Below are 21912 nucleotides of genomic sequence, written 5' to 3' on the forward strand. Positions count from 1 at the left end.
CTCTCTCCTTTTATATATATATAATTATATATATTTATTTATATATATATGATAACAAGACGAAAAAGATAATGCAATGACTTTTTAGAAAAATCCCCCTATTCTAAAAAAGCGGTTTATTAATCCTTTTATTAATCCTCTACCAGTCTTGATATCCAGTTCCAACTAATCCTGTGCGCACAGTGGATTTGGGGTTATATTGTAATTCTTCATTTCCGAATTTCTTGTAAGGCTAATTTAATTTTGTATAGACTCTTCAATATATCCGTAAAAAATATGTATAAAGTTTCTGAAGAAGGGGCGAAATAAAATATAGATCGCGGACACATCTTTACCAACTCTAAAAAGCAAATGGATCAAAAGGAAAAATGAATTCATAAGGATGACATGAATACTTTACTGTCGAGTGTGTCTCTATATTTGTAAACCAATACTCCTTTCCAAACATTAATAATTCCTTCAGTTGCTATTTGCTTTACAATATCCCTTTGCTTTAGTAGCAAAAAATTATTATTCATAAGTTGATCACTCAGTGCATTCAAATAATACCGACAAAGTTTAAGTATTGAGAGCCTGGAGAAAATAAACAAAATGAAGAGGCTGCTGACGAATAGTCAGCAGCCTCTTCATTTTGTTTGTTTTAAGATTAAATAATGTAAAGGTTTGGAAATTACCTCTTTATATATAAATTCAAATATCGTCATGTCTTCTAAAGTATTCATCTAAAGCTAGACGGAGTATTTCTGATTCTTTCTTTTTTTGTTTTTTTGCGATTGTTTTCAAACGTTCCAATTGATATTTATAATAGTAATTGCTTTTTAAGACTAAACTACCGTTATCTGGCTGGCATATCATATTGCGTCCTTGTTGCTTTGCTTTATATAATCCTTCTTCTGCCCTTCTCAATACTTCTTCTGGTGTGTTTCCGTGTGAAGGTACACTGACTAGCCCTGCACTATAGGTGACTTCAAACTTTCTGTCCCTTTCCCAGTAAAGCTTGAATTCAAAAAGCTGTTGGAAAGTTTTTTCTATACTTTCGTCTACAAAGAGTATAAATTCATCTCTTCCGATATAATGAAATTCTTTAAAATTAGAACTTTCAAGCACCCTCCTAAAGTCAAGAATCAGCTCCTCAAGATTAAAAGACTTATCATTCCACTTATCTAAATCTATCAAAGCCATACTAAAAACATTTTGTTCTTCCAATTTTGAATTAATTAAATGCAGCAATTCATCTTGAGATAAAATATTTATATTCATATTTTCATTATATATATACCTATATATATGTCAAATTGATAAAGAATTGACTATTAATCTATTGTTACCTATCATACAACATTTATTAACCTTCTCTAAAAGAAAAATGCAATACCCTCCAATCCTAATAATGGGTACCTGTCCCCTTGTCCCTCCCCTTACCTCGAAAGATATGTCTTCCCCTCAGTAAATGCCTTCAACTCCGCCACCAGCTTCGCCTTCTCCGCTTCAAAATCGTCATCTAAAACAGGGGTCGCATTACTCTCCCCATCCGTAAACCATTCGGGAAGCTTCTCCGTGCGGACCGGTTTCCTATGCTTGCCAACCGTCTTCTCTTTAACAACCTTTCGATACATCTTCCTGAACTCTTTCTCCCGGGCACCCTTCACGTCCCTAACATCATTCAGCTCCCAGTACATCAGGATCGCCTCCACATAACTCCAATACTGCTTCCCCTGTTCAACAGCCTTCTTCATCGCTTCCACCACCAGGCTGTCCGACAGCTTCGCACACCAGCCCCGTACTTTCTCTTCAAGATGCGATCCCATCCTGCCGAATCCATTTTCCTTAAAAAAATTCACCGCACATTCACTCGCGCTTTGTTGTTGTTTATTATTTCTTTCTGAAGAACTCTTTGAAGATCTCTCTGTATACGTCCCCTCCCCCGCAGGAGGTGCCCCTTCTTCCTGACGGGACATGCACTCCTCTGAAGCGTCCGTGCCGGTACGTTCCAACGTATCATCAGTGCAAATGGAAACCAATTCACTGACATGACATTTTCCGGTCATGACCTTATTCACATTCCCGGCAACAGGCTGTACGTACATGACATTGCTCAGCACAATGCTCGAAGTCGTAATCGTCCTGAACTCCCTGATCAGCAGATGATTCTCCACCAGAAAATCCACCGCTTCCTTCACCTGCCTCTTCGTAAACCCATATGTATCGGAGAATGCCTGGTAACTCTTCTGCAGCATATCTCCTTTAAACTTGGTCCGTGTCCCAATCACATCGCCGCTCTCATCCCTCACAAGCGTCGGACGATACCAATACAAAATATCCGCTAGCAGCGTAATCGCCACAAAATGTGCCTTCCCGCTCGCGTATGTGATGTTCTTGTACCATAAATGAGGCACCAGATTCCCCTCGATTTTCATATTCCCTACCTGATCTACTACTTTGCAACCTGATTTCATAAAAAATCCACCCTTCTATATCTAGTCACTTACTAGGTATAAAGAAAGATGGAAAAAGGACACCCTGTTATGAAATTATTTTAATTAAACGTTTGTTTAATCTTTCAGATGGCTCCTGCCGCGGAGGGGTGGGAGATTAATCAAACGTTTGTTTAAAAGGGACAAGGGGACTGGTTTACTGTCCCACTAATATAATTACTCTGTTCTAACTCGTGGGACGAGGGACCTGTCCCCCCCGTCCCAACCTTAACGGTGTTCTGCGCCGCCGCCCCATAATTCCCGGCCACCTGTGTGTCCGGTGTTGTGATGGGTTTCTTCGTCTACCAGCTGGAGAACGCCCGGCTCTTCGCTGTGATGCCACACGTATCCTTCCGGCGTGATGTTATGGGACAATCCTTCAATTTCTTCCGGAGTAAGTCCCAATTCAACTGCCAGCCCGGGATTCTGTTGGATGGATTCATAGAGGGTTTCGTTTGCCACCGAGAAGTGGAACGAATCGCTGTTCAGGTAAACGTCTTCCGTAAGCACCACACTGAAATCTGATTCAAATACCGGGAACGTTCCTTCCACTACTTCCCCTGTTGGAAGGTCGATCGCTTTCGCTTCGAACGGTACTCTCGTTTCTGCATGCTCCATTCCCATTAGGTGATCGTTTCGAGTTTCAATGCCCTCTGCTCCTGCCAGATCCGCCCCGTCAACGATGTCAATTACACCGACAGCAAAAGTGGTTACTGCCGCTACCTTCCCGAGGTTTTTCAAACCGTTTACGAGCTGTTCCCTATCCTTGGTCCTGATCCCCGTCACAACGGTCTTACCGTTATGGAAGGTATACTTCACACTGTTTCCGACTCCCCTTATTGTACGGCACGAGGAATCCTTGATGTCATCCCACCCCTGCTTTTTCATGTCTTCATTTTTCTTCCATGCTCCGTAACCGGTCCTCACTGCCCCGTCCGCAAATTGCCCTACGGAATCGACTGCCGCTTTAGAAGCGTCAATCACACTGGTCCCAAGCTCATCTATATAGCTCCCCGCCTTCTCATTTTTCATAGAAACCGCTTTACTGATCAGCTTCACACCACCCTTTGCTGTTCCTCCGACCACTGTATTTGCCATATTACCTAATCGTCTGAATAGTACCATTTCATCTCTCTTTTCCTTATATGATTTAGGTATATTTTACCATTAAAAGGATAGTTAGGTTACATATTTTCCTATATTGATATTTTTCAGATATAAAAAACCTCTTAAATGAACAGAGATGTTCTTTAAGAGGTTCTTCCCACTATTAGTTTACGGCCGCCTGCTCCGTCTTCCTGACAATACCTGTATCAGATTGCTGTTCCCATTTGTAAAGAGAATGTGTGTAGCCTTGCAAGTCTTGCTGCAGTTGAATCAGCTCTTTTTCTGTCCAGCCTTGAGACATGAAAGAGCAAAGCTTTTCAAATAAGTTATGAGCGATCCGGTTGCTTTCTGTATCAAGCTGATTTTGCATATTTGGAAGGAATACGTCCGACACATTTGCTTTTACTTCATCCAATGCTTTTCTGACTTCGAGCGTATATTCTTTCTTCTTTTTATTACCGAAGACAAGTTTTGCAGCTATGCCAGTCACTGCCCCTATGATCAATACCGGAGGCATGACAGCCGCTAGTGCAGAACCCATTGTAATTCCTGCTGCAGAAGGACCTAATACAGCTGCATAAGTGGCAGCCGCAAACCCATAAGCGCCTCCGATGGCAGCCCCTTTTACTGCTCCGTCTTTCAACTCATTTTCTCCTTCTGGAAGATACAGATTCATGGAAATGTCCCGGTCTTGATAGTTCCGTTCCTGGTTCTTCCTGAACTCGTCCTCTTCCATAATGATTTTATCCCCGATATCACGTATCGCCTCATTCCACTCCTGATAAAACAATTCGTTGATGTCAGAGAATTTCTTCTCCAATATGTTGGTTATATATTCACTGGATACATACCGGTTTACACGTTCTGAAATGGAATCATAGGTCCCTTTGCCCGACATCATTCCGAGTTCGTCTACGAGCTGCATGACCTCACGCTTTTCTTCATCCATGAATTCCATAGCGATCCAGCTTTGCAGCTCATGCTTCACTTTTTTCTTGATGGCTTCATTATGATAGGTGATCTCCTGCTTTCTTCTTTCCATAGACTTAAGGAGGAAATCAGCGGTGTCCGCTACCATCTGATGCTGGATCCTCTCTTTTTCAGCCAGTGCGTTCATTGAGTTAATGATACTTTGTTCCTGCACATGTTCGGTTTGTTTTTCAATGTTTTCTTCGAGATAGCTCAACAGTCTGGGGTATCTTGAGTTTGAAAGCAAGGATTCATCACCGCCCCGGATTCCTTCAAAAGCCTGAAATGCAGAAACGGCAAACGTTTCTTCCACGAAGAATCCCAGGTGCTCTTCCACGAACCCTTCAACCTCTTCAGCATGACCGTTGATTTCATCCAGACGGTTAATGACTGCAATGATCGGTTTACCGAACGACTTCACATTCGCCAATTGCTCTTCAATATCCCATTGGCCAAGGTGATGGGCACTGAATACCCACAATACAACATCTGAATTCTGGATATAATCCAATGTCGTCTGTTCGTTATTGGACGTGATGGTAGCAAGTCCCGGCGTATCCACCAGATGGATTTTCTTCAATCCCGGGAGAGGGAATTCCAATTTCACGACAGAAACATCTCCAAAGAAATCTTGATTCCCTCTGTTCTCGCCTAATATCCCGTATATTTCCTCCGGGGTGCCCTCCTGATCATCTCCACTCTTTCGTTTAATGATGCCCCTCGGTTCTGATGCATGCTTAATCTCGATGATGCTTGCTGTCGCTTCTGTCACATTTACAGGGGATACAGCATCTCCGGCAAACGCATTCAACAGCGTAGATTTTCCAGCTTTCACTTCCCCCATTAACACGATTTTCAATGGGGTATTACATTTTTCTTCAAGGATGTCATATTCCATGCGGTGAGCATGGAGCTGACGAAGCAGCTCTGAGTGATTTGGAAATTCTTTTGATAATGTGACGAGCGGTGACTGCTTAAAGACCTTCTGAAGAGACTGCAGACGCGCCATGATTTCCATCCGACTTTCCCCTTCCTCTATTATAATAAGTATTCTTTCACTGACGGGTAATAATCAGGCGCCGAGCCTGAAATACCATCTAACAGCTTATTGCCTTTTGAAAGGACATTCTCTACTGCATTTCTATCTTTCTTCAAGTCTTTGATCTGTTCAAAACTGTACACTTCAATGAATGAATTTGTCGCTGAAGAATTGACTTTGTCGCTTGCCTCTGCTTTCATCGCACCAATGCTGGAGGTTATTTTCCTCGTAAGGTCTTTGATCATGCTATTCAGTTCTTCTGTAAGGCTGTTCCTCACTTTATCCCGTATGCCCTGTTTGGCAAACCAGCTGACGATTCCCCCGACAAGGAATCCGAGCGGTCCCAGGAAGATGGTGGCAACCAGTCCAGCTGCCACACCGGAACCGTATGTAATAAGATCTTCCTCTGTATTATCGCGGCCGATGTTTATATGGAATGCAATTTCCTTGTGCGAGGCAATTGCGTTCTGCTTTTGCAGATTTGGATATTCAGTAAAGTAGATTTTGTTCATATAGTTCTCAGCAAGCTTGGTAAAAGAGGACGACGCTTCCTTTTGCAAGCCTTTAAGCATGCTGACCAGTCGATCGGTTTCAAAAATCTCCTGATCGACGAACTCTTTTTGAGCATCTGAATTTTTTAAATTGATAAATGTTTCCGCCTGATACCTGATATTCTCTTCTACCCGTTTCCGGTAGCTGTTCAGCTGTGCTTTCGCATAGTCCAATTGCTTTCGGTATTCTTTTTCCACCTGTTCATCGGCCTTTTTCATTTCCTCCTGAAACTTGTACAAGTCCCTTCCTAAATGATCGGTGTATTGAATGACTGCCGCGGAAACCTGATTGTTATATGCCGAGCAGGATTCTTTCTTCTTGCGGCATTGGATGTTTTTCGCATTTTTATAAAAAGCATGCCGAATTTCATTCATGAGTGTGTTCATACCGCTCACTTCCAGCATTTGCTCATTTTTTGAGACAGCCGCATCAAAGGCCTGGGTAGCGGAGAACGGGACGATTGCACGGAAGAATCCGTTATAGATGGATTCTGCGTCCGCCAACACCCGCTTCACCCCGTCTTCACCCTGATTTGCATAAACAAGGTCGATTCGGTTGAGAACGGCAATGATATTCTGCTGGTGCTTGCCCCCTACTTTCGCCAGGCTTTCTTCCAAATCCTGAACGAGTTTCTTCGCATTGCTTGCAACGATTGAAGTGGCATCAAGCATCCACAGCACACCGTCTGCCTTATGATAGTAGTCCTGGACATTCGTACGGACTTCCCCCATTATACGCTGGGTCAATCCAGGCGTATCCACCACATAAAAGCTTTCTAATATAGGTGCCTTTTTCATTCCCCAGTGCATTTCCACAATATCAGAGTTATAGATTTCCTCGCGTTCAAGCTTAAGCTTCATCTCTTTGAAAGCTTCAAAACTGGAAATCTCCTTCTTATACTGTTTTAACTTTTCATTTACAATTCCTTCAGAGTCAGCACGCCTCTTTTCTTCGATTTCGATGATGGTCTTCGCCTGTTCGACATTTACCATTCGTTCCTTATTATCCCTGTATTTTATGAGTACTTTGTCAATCGGGAGGTCTTTCCGGTAGATGTCGATTTTCCATGTTTTCGGAAGTACACCAACTTCTGCCGCTTCCGTCTCGAGTAAGGCATTGATCAGAGTAGACTTACCATACTTACCTGTCCCAACAACAAAGAGCATGAAGGATTCATCCAGTCCTTTTATCAGGCTTTTGTACCGTGTATTGTAATCTTCCAAGAATGATAATAACCGTCCCGTTTTATTCGGTTTATTTCCGTGTATGGCACGTAAGTCTCTGCGAAATTCTTCCGGCAGGCCACGGTAATAATTCAATTCCTTTCTGACTACTTCATCAAGCCCTTCTTCCCGTATACGTTCAAGCTGCCCTAGAATGGACGTATAATGATCAAAACCGCTTGGTGCACTTGTTCGCTCTTTAAGTTTAACCCCATTCATCTAAAGCCCCCCTCAAACTGAAATAACGCCTAATGTAAATAAAAGAAGGGTGAGCATGATGCCGAAGGAACCAAGAGAAAATATGAATGACCAGATTAATAGCTTGTTTGACTTTTCCCCTGTCAACACACCACTCTCAGTCAACGTATGTAATTCTTTCACTTGATTACCAAGAGAGCCTGAATGCCGGTCCGCTTGCTCTTTTACGCTTTGGACAGCATTTTCCTGCTGATCGAACCTTCTTTCCATTTCTAAACAAAAGCTATCCACACTCTCCTGTACTTCATTTGAAAGATGAATATCTTTATCAATCTTCTGAACGATATTCTTCAACTGATGATCTACCCGCTGCTCGCGTTTATTCAGTTCAACCTGATGTTTCGTCAACTCTGCGTTCACAGCATGAAGATTCTCCAACGCCTTTCTCAGTTGCTCAACATTATTGGAAATGGCAGGAACATTCTTCTTCATCGAATCAGCCGATGTACCTATTATTTTCGTCACCGAAAGATCGAGGACCTCCTTGCTGATTTCCGTGATTAATTGATGAAACTCTCTTTGTAAGCCAGTTTTAGACATGAAACGTCTCCCCTTATGCAAGTATGTAACTATTATACCAATTAATAAAATAATTAGGTTAAATTACCAATTAAAAAATAGGGACAAGGGGACAGGTCCCTTGTCCCAACACAAACGTCCAATCAAAATGATAGATGGGACGGGGACCTGTCAATTAAACGTTTGTTTAGATTTGCATATGGCTTTGCGGCGGTGTTTTTGAGAGGTTAATCAAACGTTTGTTTAAAAGGGACGTGGGGACAGGTTTACTTTCCCACTAAAAAAATTGCGCGATTCTAACTCGCGGGACGAGGTACCTGTCCCCCTGTCCCGATCCACCTAAACCTTTATGCTCATATTCCGATAGTAAAAATAAACACCTGCTTTGCAAAGGAGAGCAATATGCTATTATTCCTAAACTTTTTAAAGAAGAAAAAAGAAAACGTCAAACCTATACAAACAAGAAAACCTACCGCTAAGTCTATAAAGAAGACTTCAGAAGAAATCGCAGTCAGAAAAGGGGAGCTTGGAGAATACAAGATAGACATCCAACTTGATCAGCTGCCGAAGGACTGCCGTTACTTGAGCGACCTTCTTGTAAAAAATACGAAGGCGAAGTCAGGATATTCCCAAATTGATCATGTAGTCTTGACTCCCTACGGCATTTTTATCATAGAAACGAAAAATTATCAGGGCACAATCTATGGCGGGAAAGACCGGAAAACGTGGCTGGTCAATGGAAAGTTTAAAATGATGAATCCATTTGTCCAAAATTATGGCCATATTGCCGCACTGAAAATACTAATTGATGAAACATACCACCCCTTATTCATCTCAATGGTTTCCTTCACAAAGAGATGCACCTTTAAAGTCGGTCTGGAGTATCGTAAAATCGCATCCAATGAGTTAATCGTCTATGATATTGAATTGTCCGAGTTCATTCACAGGAAGATTTCCGTCTTGAAGCTTCAGCACAAAGAACCCCTGTTGAGTGAGCAAGACATTTCCACTATTCATCATGCTTTTAATCATGCGAATATAACTGATTCAACCATTAGGGAAGAACATAAACTCAAACTGAGCACCCCTGAAGTAAAGAAAGGAGATCCCGACGCCTCCGCTGCCTGTGTGACGTGCAGTAAACCTGTTTCGTCAAAAGTACAGACGTATTGTCTGTCAAATAAGCGGTTCGGAGGAAAAATATATTGTTATGAGCATCAGAAGACTAGGTAGTGCGTGGCTCGTCCCCGTTTAACTCGAGGGAACAGGCAGGCCGTTAAAACCACAGGCCTGTGCCTAAATTCTCTACAACCATCGAAATGGGACACGGTACCTGTCCCCCCGTCCCACATGCCTATATGCCCTCGCTCGCTCATATAGTAAAGTAATCAACCGAAAAAGGGGTGAACCCTATGAAGAAAGTAATTTCTCTGACGTATTTATTCGGGGTTGTGTTTCTTCTGGCAAGTGCACTTTATTTTTTCGCTTCTAATTGGCAGGTGTTTTCCCGGCAGGAGAAGGTGGCTTTGGCGGGGTCGTTGATTGTGTTGTTTTACGGGGCGGCATTTCTTTTGGACCGGGTGTTGAAGGGGGCTCATTTCCTTTCAAACTGGCTGATGGTCAGCGGAGTGATTTCTTTCGGCTTGTCCGTTGCTCTTCTCGGGCAGCTATACAATTCCCACGCGGACAGTTATTTATTGTTTCTTGTCTGGTCGATTCCCGCACTCTTGTTCAGCTTGTACACGAGGTACAGCGGTTTTTATGCGTTGACCCATATCCTCATCCATCTGACAATCTACTTTTATCTGTTCCCTTCGTCCCCATTCGAACACTGGACACCCGCCCATACATGGTTTGCGTTCGGAGTCGGGATCATGAATACAATCTTATTTTTGATTATAAAAAAAAGCTGGATCTCTTCAAAGCCGCTTCTTTACCTGAGTCTCGTCTCTGCCAACTTTCTCTTTATGACAACGGCATTCAGTGAGGGGTACCCGGTTTTCTTCTCCCTCTTTTATATCCTCATCCTGTGGGTCGGGGTATATCGGTACATCCATAAAGAAACGTCCATCTTCATCATCCTATCGATGTTCGGAACGGGCTTTATCATTGGTAAAATGTTCGAGCTGATGGCACGGTATGTGTCCAGCCTCTTCTTTGTCGGACTCTTATTCGCCGCGATTCTATTATTGGCAGGAAGCGTTTTCCTCGTGAACTATTTACGGAAGCATCCCTCCTCCCGTCATTGGACAAAGACGATCTTCGTTGCCAGCGTCACAACCATCGCCTCTGTTTTCATCGTGGCATCAGTCTTCGGTCTGCTTTCTTTACTCATGGTGGATGTCTCAATGGTCGGATTATTCCTATTCGCCACGGTACTTCTCGTCATCCCAAGCGCGCTGACCAGCTGGCCGGCCCCTGTAAAATATTCACTCACCATGACAGGCATCGTCATCGGGATGCTGGCAAGCACCTTTGATGACTTTTCATATGCCATGTTCTTCGTCCTCGCCTTTGTGTTTTATCTTGAAAAACAGCCCGCTGGGAAAATTGTATTCTACCTTCTGTTTCAATTGAACCTGGGAATCTTCCTGGGACAAACGCTGGACTTAGGCGCCCATCCCCTCCTCGCGGTGATGCTGATCTTGAATAGCGCCGTGTTCCTAGCTGCTCAGAAAAGACACGTCATTCAGTATGGAGATTTCTCATTGGGTTCCTTGCTTTTTTCTCGCTAACGGTCATCGATCTTTCTCTGCCGCTTCATACGATCTACACCGTTCTGTTCTTTCTGACCGCAACGGGATGCATCTATTTTTTCAAAAAGCGGAACCGCACCTTCTATTGGGTTACATCCCTTGTCTTCTGGTTCATGCTCATTATCCAACTGTATTACGATTTGGCTTGGAAGCTCGTCCATAAATCCCTGCTCATGGCCTTATTAGGTCTCCTCTTCATCATGGTGGCTGCATACCTGGACAAAAAGGCCGGACACGATCTGCAATCCCGGGCGATGCTTTCCGGTAAAAAGCTCGGATTCCTCCTCATTATCTTCCTTCAAGGAGGATGGATCGGATATCAGGTCTATTCAAACGAAACCCTTTTACAAAACGGGGAAACGATCCTACTAGAGCTTCAGCCTGTCGACCCGAGATCCCTCCTCCAGGGGGACTACGTGCAATTGAATTACACCATTTCACAGCTCGAACGCACCTCCATCGAGGGCAACGGGCCCATCACCATCGTGCTGCGGAAAAATGCACAAGGCCACCACGAATATACAGGTGTGTATAGCCTAGACGGGGAATGGAACACCTCTTACGAAAAGAAATCGGGGGATGTTCTCTTAACCGGGAAGGTCACAGGTTCATGGGACCACACCACTCAGGTCACCTATGGGATTGAACATTTCTTCATTCCTGAGGGAACGGGAGTGGATGTGGAAGGGAAAGTGAAGACTGCTGTGGTTAAAGTGAGTGATAAGGGGGATGGGATTTTGGTGCGGTTGGAGGAATAGGAATACCAAGGGGACAGGAACTGTGGGCTCTCTGTCCCCTTGGTCTTTTCCACATTTATGCAAAAGGAAGCAAGAGAACCGTCCCCTTGCTTCCCCAGATGGGTTGTTGAATCGGGGGAAGATTTTTATTGTGATTGGAAGTAGGATGGTTGAGGTAATGGGACAGTGGACCTGTCCCTCTGTCCCGCACAAAAAAACCTCCAGATATATAATAACTGAAGGTTTTCATGCTTATGCGGTTTTCGGAATAACTTGATGTTCTTTAGACTTTTTACGAACCTTACGTCTTGTGTTGCCCACTATATAGCTTCCAAACGGAAGAAGTGAAGTCACTTTGATAAGGGCCAGCGAGATGATCAAGGTAATCACGAATACGCTAATTACCCTGGTACTTGTGCTGTCAAAATATGGAGCTACATATGGTGCAATAAAACGGAGCACCTGCCAGTGTACCAGATAAATTCCGAAAGAGAAGTTGCTTATCATATTCACAAATTTGGAATTTGGCAGCAGCTGTCCCCAAGCAAGGATTGCTAATGTAATTCCGATAGCCAGAGGAAACAAATCATGTCTGTAAGAAGCTACTCTAAAGTTTCCAGATTGATACGACAAGAAGAAGTAGCCAAACGCAAGAGCCACCCCTGCGAGAGTTAACCATTTGTATTTTAATAGTTTTTTCGCAAGGCTTTGATAATGCTTTCCTATTATATATGCGAGTGCAAAATAACCTAACCAGGCAGTAAACGGAATCTTGAGGTGGTTACGATTTTCCTGAATAAATGGAAGGTTTCCATTTAGAAGTGATAAGTGCGCAACCATGATCATTAAACTTATAGGAAGCAGCCAGTTTGTTGGGATTTTGAACTTAGTAACCACATAATGAAGAACGTAGAATTGGAATATGATCAGAACAAAGTATCCTTCATAGTTTCCCATGAATATGTTTAAAAATAGCTTTTCGCCAAGGCCAATGGCCGGGCTGAAATGTTTTGTGACGAAAGCATCGATAATGGCAAACGCAAGGTACGGGGCAAATATCCATTTAATTCGTTTAGACCAGAACTTTTCTGGAAGACGGTGTGGGTATCTGTTTGCCAATATAATCTCAGACAAAACAATGAAAGTAGGAGTCGCATAACATAAGGCAGTTCTGAGCAGATTATAATACTCGATTTCTGGGTAGCCAACTGCTCTTGCTGTCTGTGTTGTGCTGTGCAAGAATACAATACTTAAACAGGCAATGGTCCGCAGTAAATTCCATTCTTTAATCATATAAACTATCCTTCTAATTATTATTTAAAATGTCATTACTAAAATAACATGAAAAAAGTTTCGAAACAACTTACATCTTGTTCCAGTTCGTTACATTTAAATAACTTCAATTTTCTTACAAATCCAACCTGATGCCCCCACACCTAAAAAACACAAGCTGGGTGGGGGGTCAGACCCCAATACAAGCCTCAGTTCCACAGTTCATGTACCCCCTACCATATTCATGAAAAATGAAGCAAGAGATACGTCCCCCTTGCTTCTTCTTGCTTCCCTTAAAGGGGTGTACCACTCTCTGAAAAAGGAGTAAGATAAATAGAAAAACAGGCAATCACTTAAAGGATGACTCTATTATGATAAGTGCTTCAGCCATTTTCTCCATCGTTATTTTCCTATGTCTGCTCATTCCAATCATTGCACTGGTCATTCTCAGTATTATTAAGCTGCTTGAAAAAGAGTTTGATTACTTGCAGATGGAAAATAAACAGATCCAGCTTCAGACACAGCTCCATCAAATGGAATACCTACAGCTCAGCCAGCAAATCCGCCCGCATTTTCTTTTTAACAGTTTGAATGCGATGATGTCTCTCGCCAGGCTGAACAGAAATGAAGATCTCATCCAATCGATGGAGAAGTTCTCCCTCTTTCTAAGGTATCAGAACAAGGAGAAGGGGTCTCTTATTCCTTTTGAAAGTGAATTGGAGCATACAAAAAACTACTTAGCGATCCAGCAGATGCGTTTTGGCAAGAAGCTCGAAGTAGAGATCATGATTGATGAACGGGCACTGCCAACACACCTTCCTCCCTACACCCTGCAGACATTCGTTGAAAATGCCTTTAAGCACGGCATTGAAAATAAACGTGGGGAAAAGCGGCTGAAAATTGAATTGCACCGGGAAGGAAACTGGGTCATCTTAAAGGTTTTAGACAATGGAAACAGTGAAAATGAACCATTCATAACAAACGGAGATGGAACTGGGTTGGAGAATATCCGCAAAAGGCTTGAATTACTATTTGAACTGCATACAGAAGTCTCAATGAAACGAAAGCCAGGATGGACAGAAGTGAAAGCCATTTGGCCATATTCACCGGGGGAATCACAATGAATCTATTAATAATCGATGATGAACCATTAGAGCTTGAACAGCTCACTTATTTGGTAAAAAAACAATATCCGAACTGGAACATATTCACTGCAGAGGATGCCTTTGAAGCAAAGCAGCTAATAGAACAATATTCTTTCCCGCTTGCTTTTGTCGATATCCAATTGCCCGGGGATTCCGGGTTGGACTTTTGTGAATACTTGAGGGCGAAGGGTATAGACACCGAAGTCGTACTGATTACTGCTTATCAAGACTTCGTCAGCTATGCGAAACAGGCAATCCACTTGAATGTATTGGATTACCTCGTTAAACCTGTGATTGAAAAAGAACTGATTAAGGTGATTGAGGATTTTTTACAAAAAAACACGTTCACTGAGACGAAATCACTGCTGATCAACGAAGTACTGGAGATTGTCCACGAAGAGTACAATCAAAAGCTTCAGCTAACCAACCTGGCGATGAAGGTGTATGTTACCCCTACTTATTTAAGCAAAAAGTTCACAGAGATCGTTGGCATGAAATTCACAGATTATATCAATCATTTCCGGATTCAGAAAGCGAAGCAGCTGATGCTCGAAAACCCAGATTGGAGTCTGTTCAAAATCGCTGAAATGGTCGGTTTTTCCAGTCAGCATCATTTCAGCAATTCATTCAAGAAAATCGAAGGTATTACTCCGAGCCAATTTAAGGAGAACCGCTGATGATTGATTGGTATGTCCTATTATTCATTGCTTTTACACTCGTCATTCTTCTCATCGACAAGATTGGCAGATATCGCAGTGTCCATGAATATACGAATCCCGGAAAAGAAGTCGGCTTAGGCGGTGGAACATACTCTTTGGTGATTCAATATATGACTGGGGCAACCGTTCTTTTCCCTTTCATTCTTACAGTTAAAGGTGGATTGTCAAGCTTCTTCATTTTTACCGTCTCCTCTCTTATCCTCTATTTATTATTAAGGAAATGGATATTCAGCGAGGAGAAAATGGATGTCATTCTACATGACCAGTTTCATTCCCCCAGTAAAATAAACACTGCTGTATTTTTGATATTTGGTTTTTCCAGTATCGGGAGCATCTTAATCCAGACTTCGTTGATTATTATTCTGTTCCGGGACTTTTTTCATCAGTCCTCCTATTTGGCTGTGTTCTTATTTCTAATCTTTAGCTATGTATTATTTGGCTTAGGAGGAAAAATGGGAGTCACACGAGTCGGCAGCCTGATTTTAATCGGGGTGTTATTCACCATTTCCTTCACAGTCCTGACACTCTACTTAAGGACTGGAACAGAAGCTGTTTACCAGCGGTTCATGACAAACTTCCAAGGGATTTTCAGCGGAAGCATTTTGGAAAACGGTTCTTACTTTTTAACGTTCCTATTCGTTATGGCGGGCCAAACCTTCACAAGTCTTTATTTCTGGGAATCGGTTAATACAATCAAGCCCAATCACCGTTTATCTGCATTAAGGTATTCTTCATTTTCCTGGACCGCCTTATTGCTCTCCTATACAGCTTTGACAATGTACCTGCTTTCGCAGACTCAAACATCAGCATCTAAACAACTGCTTGAGTCGATGATTCAGTCCAATACAATAATAGCTCATATTTTCATCTATACTGGCATTTCCATGCTCGCAGTTGGCACCGGGCATTCCCTTTACTCAATAGTCAGTCTATTTCTAAATATATTGCCAGCACGACACACTGAAGAGTCATCATCCTATCACAATTTAAAAACAGGCTATTTTTATGGAATGTTTATGATCGTGCTTCATGGACTGTCAGGCGTACTGCTGGCGGGTTCCTTAGAAACATGGCTTCCTTACTTTATGGCCTTCTTTGCCTCGGCGTCTATCCCATTTTTTTATATTTTTCTGAAGGGGCAATTCTCCCTAAAGCATTTTTCACTTACAGTCGGACTGATGAGTATAGCAGGAATTGTAATCAACTTGACGGTAACCGACTTGTATATGGTCGTACCGGTAACTGTCGCTCTCACATTCGTTCTACATACGCTGGTGACAAAATTTATATAAAATTGTGCAAAAACAGATTGAAATTTTGCAAACAAGCACAGGTGAAAAAGTGTAACATTTTAATTATTCAGAATATAAAAATAAAATTCAGGAGGGATTTACATGACTGCACATTTATCGACCCAAGCGTTTGTTTATGCCATGGATAAAAACAATAAGCCAGCACTGACAGTGAAGTCTGGAACAGAGGTCGAAATTGATACTTTCGACTGCTTCCAGAATCAAATCCAATCCGATCAAACGACTTTTAACGCGATTGACTGGAATCAAATCAACCCCGCAACAGGGCCGGTTTATGTTGAGGGAGCACAGCCTGGTGACATATTAAAAGTGACGATCGATGACATCGAGTTAGGGAACCAGGGTGTCATGGTTGTTGGGCCGGAGCTTGGTGTCATGGGACACCGCTTGGATAAGTTCGAAGTAAAGATCATTCCTGTCGAGGATGATAAAGCGATTTTCAATGAAAAAATCGCGCTGCCGTTAAACCCTATGATTGGTGTTATTGGAGTAGCTCCAGAGGGTGAAGCTGTCAATAATGGTACTCCTGGAGCCCATGGCGGAAATATGGATACAAAGCTGATTACCACGGGGGCAACCCTTTACTTCCCTGTCTTCCATCCTGGTGCACTTTTTGCGCTGGGAGATTTGCATGCAGCAATGGGAGATGGAGAAATCAGCGTGTCGGGAATCGAAATCCCCGCAAAGGTAAAGGTAACGCTTGAAGTCCTCAAAGGTCACAACATAAATCATCCAGTTTTGGAAAACGAAGAAGGTATAGCCACTCTCGTTTCCAAAAAACTATTAGATGAAGCCGCCAATGCAGCTGTTGAGGAAATGATCGATTTACTCCAGCCGCAGACAGATTTGTCTTTAGGTGAGTTCACCATGCTGATGAGTGCAGCGGGTCAAGCACAAATCAGCCAAATCGTCGACCCGTTGAAAACGGCACGATTCTTTGTGCCGCGGTCCATCCTCGAAGCTTACAATATCGAATTGTTCAAGAGAGAGGTGGTATAATCCATGGCTGAACTCCAATCTAATCAACCCCAGTCAAATATGGGTTATAAACAGGAGTTAAAAAGATCCCTGACATTCTGGGATTTGCTGATTTATGGTTTGGTATTCATGGTACCGATCGCTCCGTTCGGAATATATGGCGCAGTTGCCCAGGGTTCAAATGGGATGGTCGCCCTTGCCTACCTCATCGGGATGGTCGGGATGATTTTCACCGCATTAAGCTATGCCAGAATGTCTGAGGCCTTTCCGATTGCCGGATCGGTATATGCCTATGCACAGCGGGGCATCAATGATTCTGTAGGTTTTATTGCTGGCTGGCTTATATTGCTCGATTACATTTTCGTACCTGCACTTCTTTATCTAGTCAGTGCCGCGGCATTGCATGATATCGTTCCAAGTATTCCATTACTCGTTTGGCTCGTGATTTTCATCGCGATCAATACAGTCGTCAACGTGCTGGGAATTGAGTTCACTGCGAAGGCGAATAAGATCATTGTGGTCGCCGAACTAATTGTTTTAGTGATATTCGTAGCTGTCGGCATTTTTGCCATCACGAAGGGAGTGAACGGAGCTGAGTTCACTTGGAAACCTTTATATGATGCAGATCATTTCAGCATGGGTACAGTAATGGGTGCAGTATCAATCGCTGTACTCAGCTTTTTAGGATTTGATGCTATTTCAACATTGGCGGAAGAATCTAAAGGCGGCAGTAAAGCCATTGGTAAGGCAATCATTTTCTCTTTACTTGTAGTTGGAGTCCTGTTCATCATCCAGACTTGGGTAGCTGCATTGATCTGGCCTGATTACACAAGCTTTGAAAATGCGGATGTGGCATTCTATCAGATTGCTGAAATCGCTGGCGGCCCTTGGCTGAAGTGGACGACGATCATCGCAACCGCAGTGGCCTGGGGAATTGCCGACGCACTTGTTGCACAGGCAGCCATATCACGAATCCTGTACAGCATGGCCCGAGACCGCAAGCTGCCAAAGGTCCTGTCAAAAGTACACCCTAAATTCAAGACACCTTATGTCAGCACCCTGCTTGTTGCTGTTGTCTCGTTGCTTGTGACAGCATTCTTTGCTTCACAAATCGGTGCATTGGCATCAGTGGTCAACTTCGGTGCATTATCAGCATTCTTGTTCCTGCATGCATCTGTGGTCATTTATTTTATCAAAAAGCAAAAGAGCAAGCAGTACTTTAAACATCTGGTACTTCCGCTGATCGGTTTTATCATCATCGGTTATGTATGGTTCTCTCTTGATCCACTTTCCAAACAACTGGGATTCATTTGGCTCGGAATCGGAATTGTCTACCTGATCCTGCTGAAAGTATTCAAAAAGGATACCTCGCTTGATTTAGAATAAATAATGTTTTAAAAGCCTGCAGAGAAAGGAGTCTCCCTCGATCTACAGGCTTTAAAAACAAACACTCCTAACAACTTTATTTTTAATAATTAACACTTATATTAAGTACATCCATTTCCCTTTTTTAAAGTTGTTATTCTAATGTTTTATTATCTACATGGATCAGAGCATGAGGACAGGTCTATCAGTTCACCAAGAATCAGGGGGCCTGTCCCCTTGCTTTCGCCTCTCCTTCACAGGAATGTCTTAGCTCCCACTCTCATAGACTTAAAGAAAAGAAGGGAGCTGGTCTCAATGCTTGAGTGGAGTGCTGTTATTGCAGCCGTCGCGTTTACCATTCTCGTCATCTATTTGATTTTGACATTAAGAAAAGTAATGACAACACTTGCTGAAACAAACAAGACGCTGTCTGACACCCGGACAGCGGTGAATGGCATTACAGAAGAAGCTGAAGAACTGATTCATACAGCTAACCAAATTTCTGTTGATGTAAAAGGAAAAATGAAAGCCGTTGACCCTTTGGTTGAGTCCGCTCATGATGTTGGGGAAATCATACACAATGTTACCAGTTCGGTAAAGAGAACATCTTTGCAAAAGAACAATCCCAAAACCATTCATGCGCATGAAAGCAAGCCTGTACAAATTAAATTGAAGTAAGCAAAAAGAGGCCGGGCGATCCGGCCTCTTTTTATTTCGTTGGGGCTTCACACGATTGCCTACGCTTGATCACGACGAGTTCTCCCTACTCTCACACCTAATCAGGATGGGCACATCTGTATCCCTGCAAATCCGTAATGCGTCCCCATTATACCAGTTCACCTACTTTATATAGACGCTCTAGAAAGCAGAGTCGGAAACGTCTGCGATTTACCCGAAACGCAAAGTGTCAAACAACCTGTCATATGCTGATGCATTTGTAGACGCTAGGTGGTAAGTAGAATGTAAGGGGTGATTCATTTCATTTTGCTGTATGCAGTCAAACGTAAGACAATAACCTGGTTTCACTTTCCATATTTGTACAAAAAGAAGCAAGAGACCGTGTCTTTGCTTTTATCAAAATTCTATTTTAATATAATTTCTGAATCAATTATTCCATTAAATCATCCAAAATATCGAATATTAAATGAAAATTTGAATATTGTTTTAGAGAATTGTTATCTCTTTGAATAAATTCCCAGGTTTCTCGCTTGGTTCCTTTGACAGCAAATGCTTCTTTTTTAAAGAAATCCACAAAGTCCTTTGGCTTCCCTTTATATTTCTTATCAAACTCTTTTGCTTTTGGTTCTTTTTCTTTATCATTTAAATTCATTTCACCATGAATTACATGATCTAGATTGCAGGAAAAATACAATAAATGATAGTTAATACTTTTTTGGACTTTTAGCGTGGGATACATAGTTTTTAATTTTGCTGCTTTAACTTTATTTCTTTGTTGTATATTAATTGCCTTTTTTTGGCTAGAAACCTTTATAGAATTACAAAAATATTTTTTACTTTCCCCAATATTTTCATCTACTATAACTAGATCATCATTAATGAACGCCCCGTCTGTGTCTGCAACTTGAATAACAGCAAGAATTTCATTTTTAGTATATTTATATTGTTGCATGACTTTCTGAACCTGATCCCCAACTACCGCTTTAATCCCCTTTCTATATGAATTATCGGAAAAAACGTCCCCATGAGTTAAGTGAATAAAGACTCCAAATGTGTCTCTTACATATTTCCTAATGGAAGAAATTGCTCTTTCATCAGATATCCCCTCGACAATGACAATAACAACCTTTTTTTTAGCCATTATTTAACTCACCAGCTTCTTCGAACGCATCCATAATATCGTACCTATCTGTTTCTTGATAAACTGATTCTTCATCCGTACCTAATTGTATTGCTCGTATATAAACGTCCCTAATATTATTGGTTTCTTTTATTCCCTTTAAATTTATATACCTTTGCTCTGGGTTTGTAGTAGTAAACACTAAGTTATCTTTATCTAGGACCTCTAGTAAACGTAAATTATGAGAAGTAAATAAAAGTTGTCCTTTTCCGCTGTCATTTAATATTCGGACTATCTCACCGAGGAGAAATTCGAATATACCAGCATCTAATTCATCAATAACAATGCAAGCATTAGGATCATTATACATTACTATTAAAGAGCTTAGAATAGAAACTAATTTTTTTATCCCATCTGATTCACAAGAAATAGGTAATGCGATTCCCTCTCTAATTGCAATCAACTCAGCCCTCATGCCAATACTTCCATCCTTTAGTGTCTGTTCTCCTACTGGTCTTAACTCAACTGTAAGTCCAGGTACAATTTCTTTTAATACTTTACTTAATGACCAGAACATATTTTGAACCATCTTATAAGTATCAATTTTCATTTTTATCGGTTCATTACTTGGTAGAACTATAAACCCATATGTTACTTCACCATTAACCAGCTCCCTTTTCCTGAAATGAACCGGGATCATTACATTTGCGAGTATTAGACTAGAATGCTGATTGTTAATTACAAATAAATTATTTGCATATATTTGTTTTATATTGTCAATAAGGTTGCTTACATTCTTATTCAATACTTGTTTTGCTAAAGAAAGGCCTTCTTTTCTGAATAGAAAAGATGTACTTTCCTTAAATGCAAGCTCAGCATTAACTTTATAAGAAACAAAATAATCGTTTTTATTAGATTTTATTTTTTTGAAAACTAGGTTAGGTGCTATTGTATATTCATCGTTTGACCTAAAATACTGAATAGCAGTTTTTGGTCTTGATCCTTTAACCAATTCTTTGAAACGCAACTCTTCTCTAGAGACATAAACACTGACTTCATCATTATTATCATCATTACTATCTATGTCCGATTCATCAGGTTTTTCACTATTAAACTTTGTAATATCCACGCTATAATAGGTCTCAAAAAGTTTGTTTTCTAAACTAACTAGAAAAGTAAAGTTTAAACTCGATGTGTCACTTCCTTGGTAAATTAACATTTCTGTTGATCTTGTTAACTTTTCTCCTTGAAGTAATCTTTTAAGTATTTGAAATGCCTCTACGATGGCAGTTTTTCCGGAACCATTTTGTCCATAAATCCCTAAAACATCAGCATTTTCTAATGATCGCGTTTTTGAACTTGGAAAAGAAACTTTTCCTTGTAACACATTCTTAAAGTTTCTAACCTCTACTTCAGTAACCCTCACTAAATTCACAGTCTCATCCCCTTAGGGTGAATTAAATAATACACCATAAATTTTTATCGCTTTATATGATATATTATATTCCGAAATAGACAATAAGTATACATAATTAACTCATCTTTTAAGCTAATTTCTTTTTTTAAAACTTAAAACTCATATATTTAAGGTTATAGACAAGGACTAATAATTAGACCTAAACTACAAGCTTTTATTGTATGGAAGCATGGGGACGGTTCCACTGCTTCCTCCTACAAAAGCAAAACAT

At 41.5% G+C, this 21912-nt stretch carries 18 protein-coding genes; 9 read left to right on the forward strand and 9 right to left on the reverse strand.

Annotation, left to right across the window (positions count from 1 at the left end; all coding sequences use genetic code 11):
- Positions 1-690: 690 nt before the first annotated feature.
- From AS034_RS16135 to AS034_RS16160, 6 genes are all read right to left on the reverse strand, one after another.
- A complete protein-coding gene (locus AS034_RS16135) occupies positions 691-1260 on the reverse strand; it encodes a diguanylate cyclase domain-containing protein (protein ID WP_058299320.1) in 570 nt (189 codons plus the stop codon).
- Positions 1261-1418: 158 nt separating this feature from the next.
- Entirely contained in the window at positions 1419-2456 is a 1038-nt protein-coding gene (locus tag AS034_RS16140; protein WP_058299321.1) for a DnaD domain-containing protein, read from the reverse strand.
- A 246-nt stretch (positions 2457-2702) separates the two neighbouring features.
- Positions 2703-3599, reverse strand: coding sequence for an HNH endonuclease (locus tag AS034_RS16145; protein ID WP_058299322.1), 897 nt, complete (start codon positions 3597-3599; stop codon positions 2703-2705).
- 145 nt (positions 3600-3744) lie between these two features.
- Entirely contained in the window at positions 3745-5568 is a 1824-nt protein-coding gene (locus AS034_RS16150; protein ID WP_058299323.1) for a dynamin family protein, read from the reverse strand.
- Positions 5569-5588: 20 nt separating this feature from the next.
- Complete coding sequence (locus AS034_RS16155; RefSeq protein WP_058299324.1) at positions 5589-7583, reverse strand: dynamin family protein; 1995 nt, start codon at positions 7581-7583, stop codon at positions 5589-5591.
- Positions 7584-7595: 12 nt separating this feature from the next.
- Positions 7596-8162 carry a hypothetical protein gene (locus AS034_RS16160; protein ID WP_058299325.1) on the reverse strand — a complete coding sequence of 189 codons (567 nt, stop codon included), beginning with the start codon at positions 8160-8162 and terminating at the stop codon, positions 7596-7598.
- Between the two features lie 381 nt (positions 8163-8543).
- On the opposite strand from AS034_RS16160, the gene AS034_RS16165 reads away from it, so the two are divergent.
- From AS034_RS16165 to AS034_RS16180, 3 genes are all read left to right on the forward strand, one after another.
- Positions 8544-9374: a nuclease-related domain-containing protein gene (locus AS034_RS16165; protein WP_058299326.1), complete on the forward strand. Its 831-nt coding sequence runs from the start codon at positions 8544-8546 to the stop codon at positions 9372-9374.
- 179 nt (positions 9375-9553) lie between these two features.
- Positions 9554-10876, forward strand: a complete 1323-nt coding sequence (locus tag AS034_RS16170) for a DUF2157 domain-containing protein (RefSeq protein WP_058299327.1) — start codon at positions 9554-9556, stop codon at positions 10874-10876.
- 161 nt (positions 10877-11037) lie between these two features.
- Positions 11038-11655 (forward strand): GDYXXLXY domain-containing protein, encoded by a 618-nt coding sequence (locus AS034_RS16180; protein ID WP_162266040.1) that lies wholly within the window; start codon positions 11038-11040, stop codon positions 11653-11655.
- 231 nt (positions 11656-11886) lie between these two features.
- On the opposite strand, the gene AS034_RS16185 is transcribed toward AS034_RS16180, so the two are convergent.
- A complete protein-coding gene (locus tag AS034_RS16185; protein ID WP_058299330.1) occupies positions 11887-12927 on the reverse strand; it encodes an acyltransferase family protein in 1041 nt (346 codons plus the stop codon).
- A 350-nt stretch (positions 12928-13277) separates the two neighbouring features.
- Here AS034_RS16185 and AS034_RS16190 point away from each other — a divergent pair, with 350 nt between their 5' ends.
- The 6 genes from AS034_RS16190 to AS034_RS16215 all read left to right on the forward strand — a co-directional run bounded on the left by AS034_RS16190 (position 13278) and on the right by AS034_RS16215 (position 19104).
- Positions 13278-14030, forward strand: a complete 753-nt coding sequence (locus AS034_RS16190; RefSeq protein WP_058299331.1) for a sensor histidine kinase — start codon at positions 13278-13280, stop codon at positions 14028-14030.
- Positions 14027-14728, forward strand: coding sequence for a response regulator transcription factor (locus AS034_RS16195; protein ID WP_058299332.1), 702 nt, complete (start codon positions 14027-14029; stop codon positions 14726-14728). Before AS034_RS16190 ends, AS034_RS16195 begins: the two co-directional genes overlap by 4 nt.
- Positions 14728-16062 carry a hypothetical protein gene (locus tag AS034_RS16200; RefSeq protein WP_058299333.1) on the forward strand — a complete coding sequence of 445 codons (1335 nt, stop codon included), beginning with the start codon at positions 14728-14730 and terminating at the stop codon, positions 16060-16062. The genes AS034_RS16195 and AS034_RS16200 overlap by 1 nt, the downstream gene beginning before the upstream one ends.
- 102 nt (positions 16063-16164) lie before the next feature.
- On the forward strand, positions 16165-17082 hold the full coding sequence (locus AS034_RS16205) for an acetamidase/formamidase family protein (protein WP_058299334.1): 918 nt from the start codon (positions 16165-16167) through the stop codon (positions 17080-17082).
- Positions 17083-17085: 3 nt separating this feature from the next.
- Positions 17086-18447 (forward strand): APC family permease, encoded by a 1362-nt coding sequence (locus AS034_RS16210; RefSeq protein WP_058299335.1) that lies wholly within the window; start codon positions 17086-17088, stop codon positions 18445-18447.
- A gap of 294 nt (positions 18448-18741) precedes the next feature.
- Positions 18742-19104 carry a DUF948 domain-containing protein gene (locus tag AS034_RS16215; protein ID WP_162266041.1) on the forward strand — a complete coding sequence of 121 codons (363 nt, stop codon included), beginning with the start codon at positions 18742-18744 and terminating at the stop codon, positions 19102-19104.
- Positions 19105-19534: 430 nt separating this feature from the next.
- Here the strand turns inward: AS034_RS16215 and AS034_RS16220 are convergent, their stop codons facing one another.
- Both AS034_RS16220 and AS034_RS16225 read right to left on the reverse strand, forming a co-directional pair.
- Positions 19535-20245 (reverse strand): hypothetical protein, encoded by a 711-nt coding sequence (locus AS034_RS16220; RefSeq protein ID WP_058299337.1) that lies wholly within the window; start codon positions 20243-20245, stop codon positions 19535-19537.
- Complete coding sequence (locus tag AS034_RS16225) at positions 20238-21659, reverse strand: AAA family ATPase (RefSeq protein WP_058299338.1); 1422 nt, start codon at positions 21657-21659, stop codon at positions 20238-20240. Before AS034_RS16225 ends, AS034_RS16220 begins: the two co-directional genes overlap by 8 nt.
- Positions 21660-21912 lie beyond the last annotated feature (253 nt).

Source organism: [Bacillus] enclensis (genome assembly GCF_001456935.1).
Classification (GTDB): Bacteria; Bacillota; Bacilli; order Bacillales; family Bacillaceae_B; genus Rossellomorea; species Rossellomorea enclensis.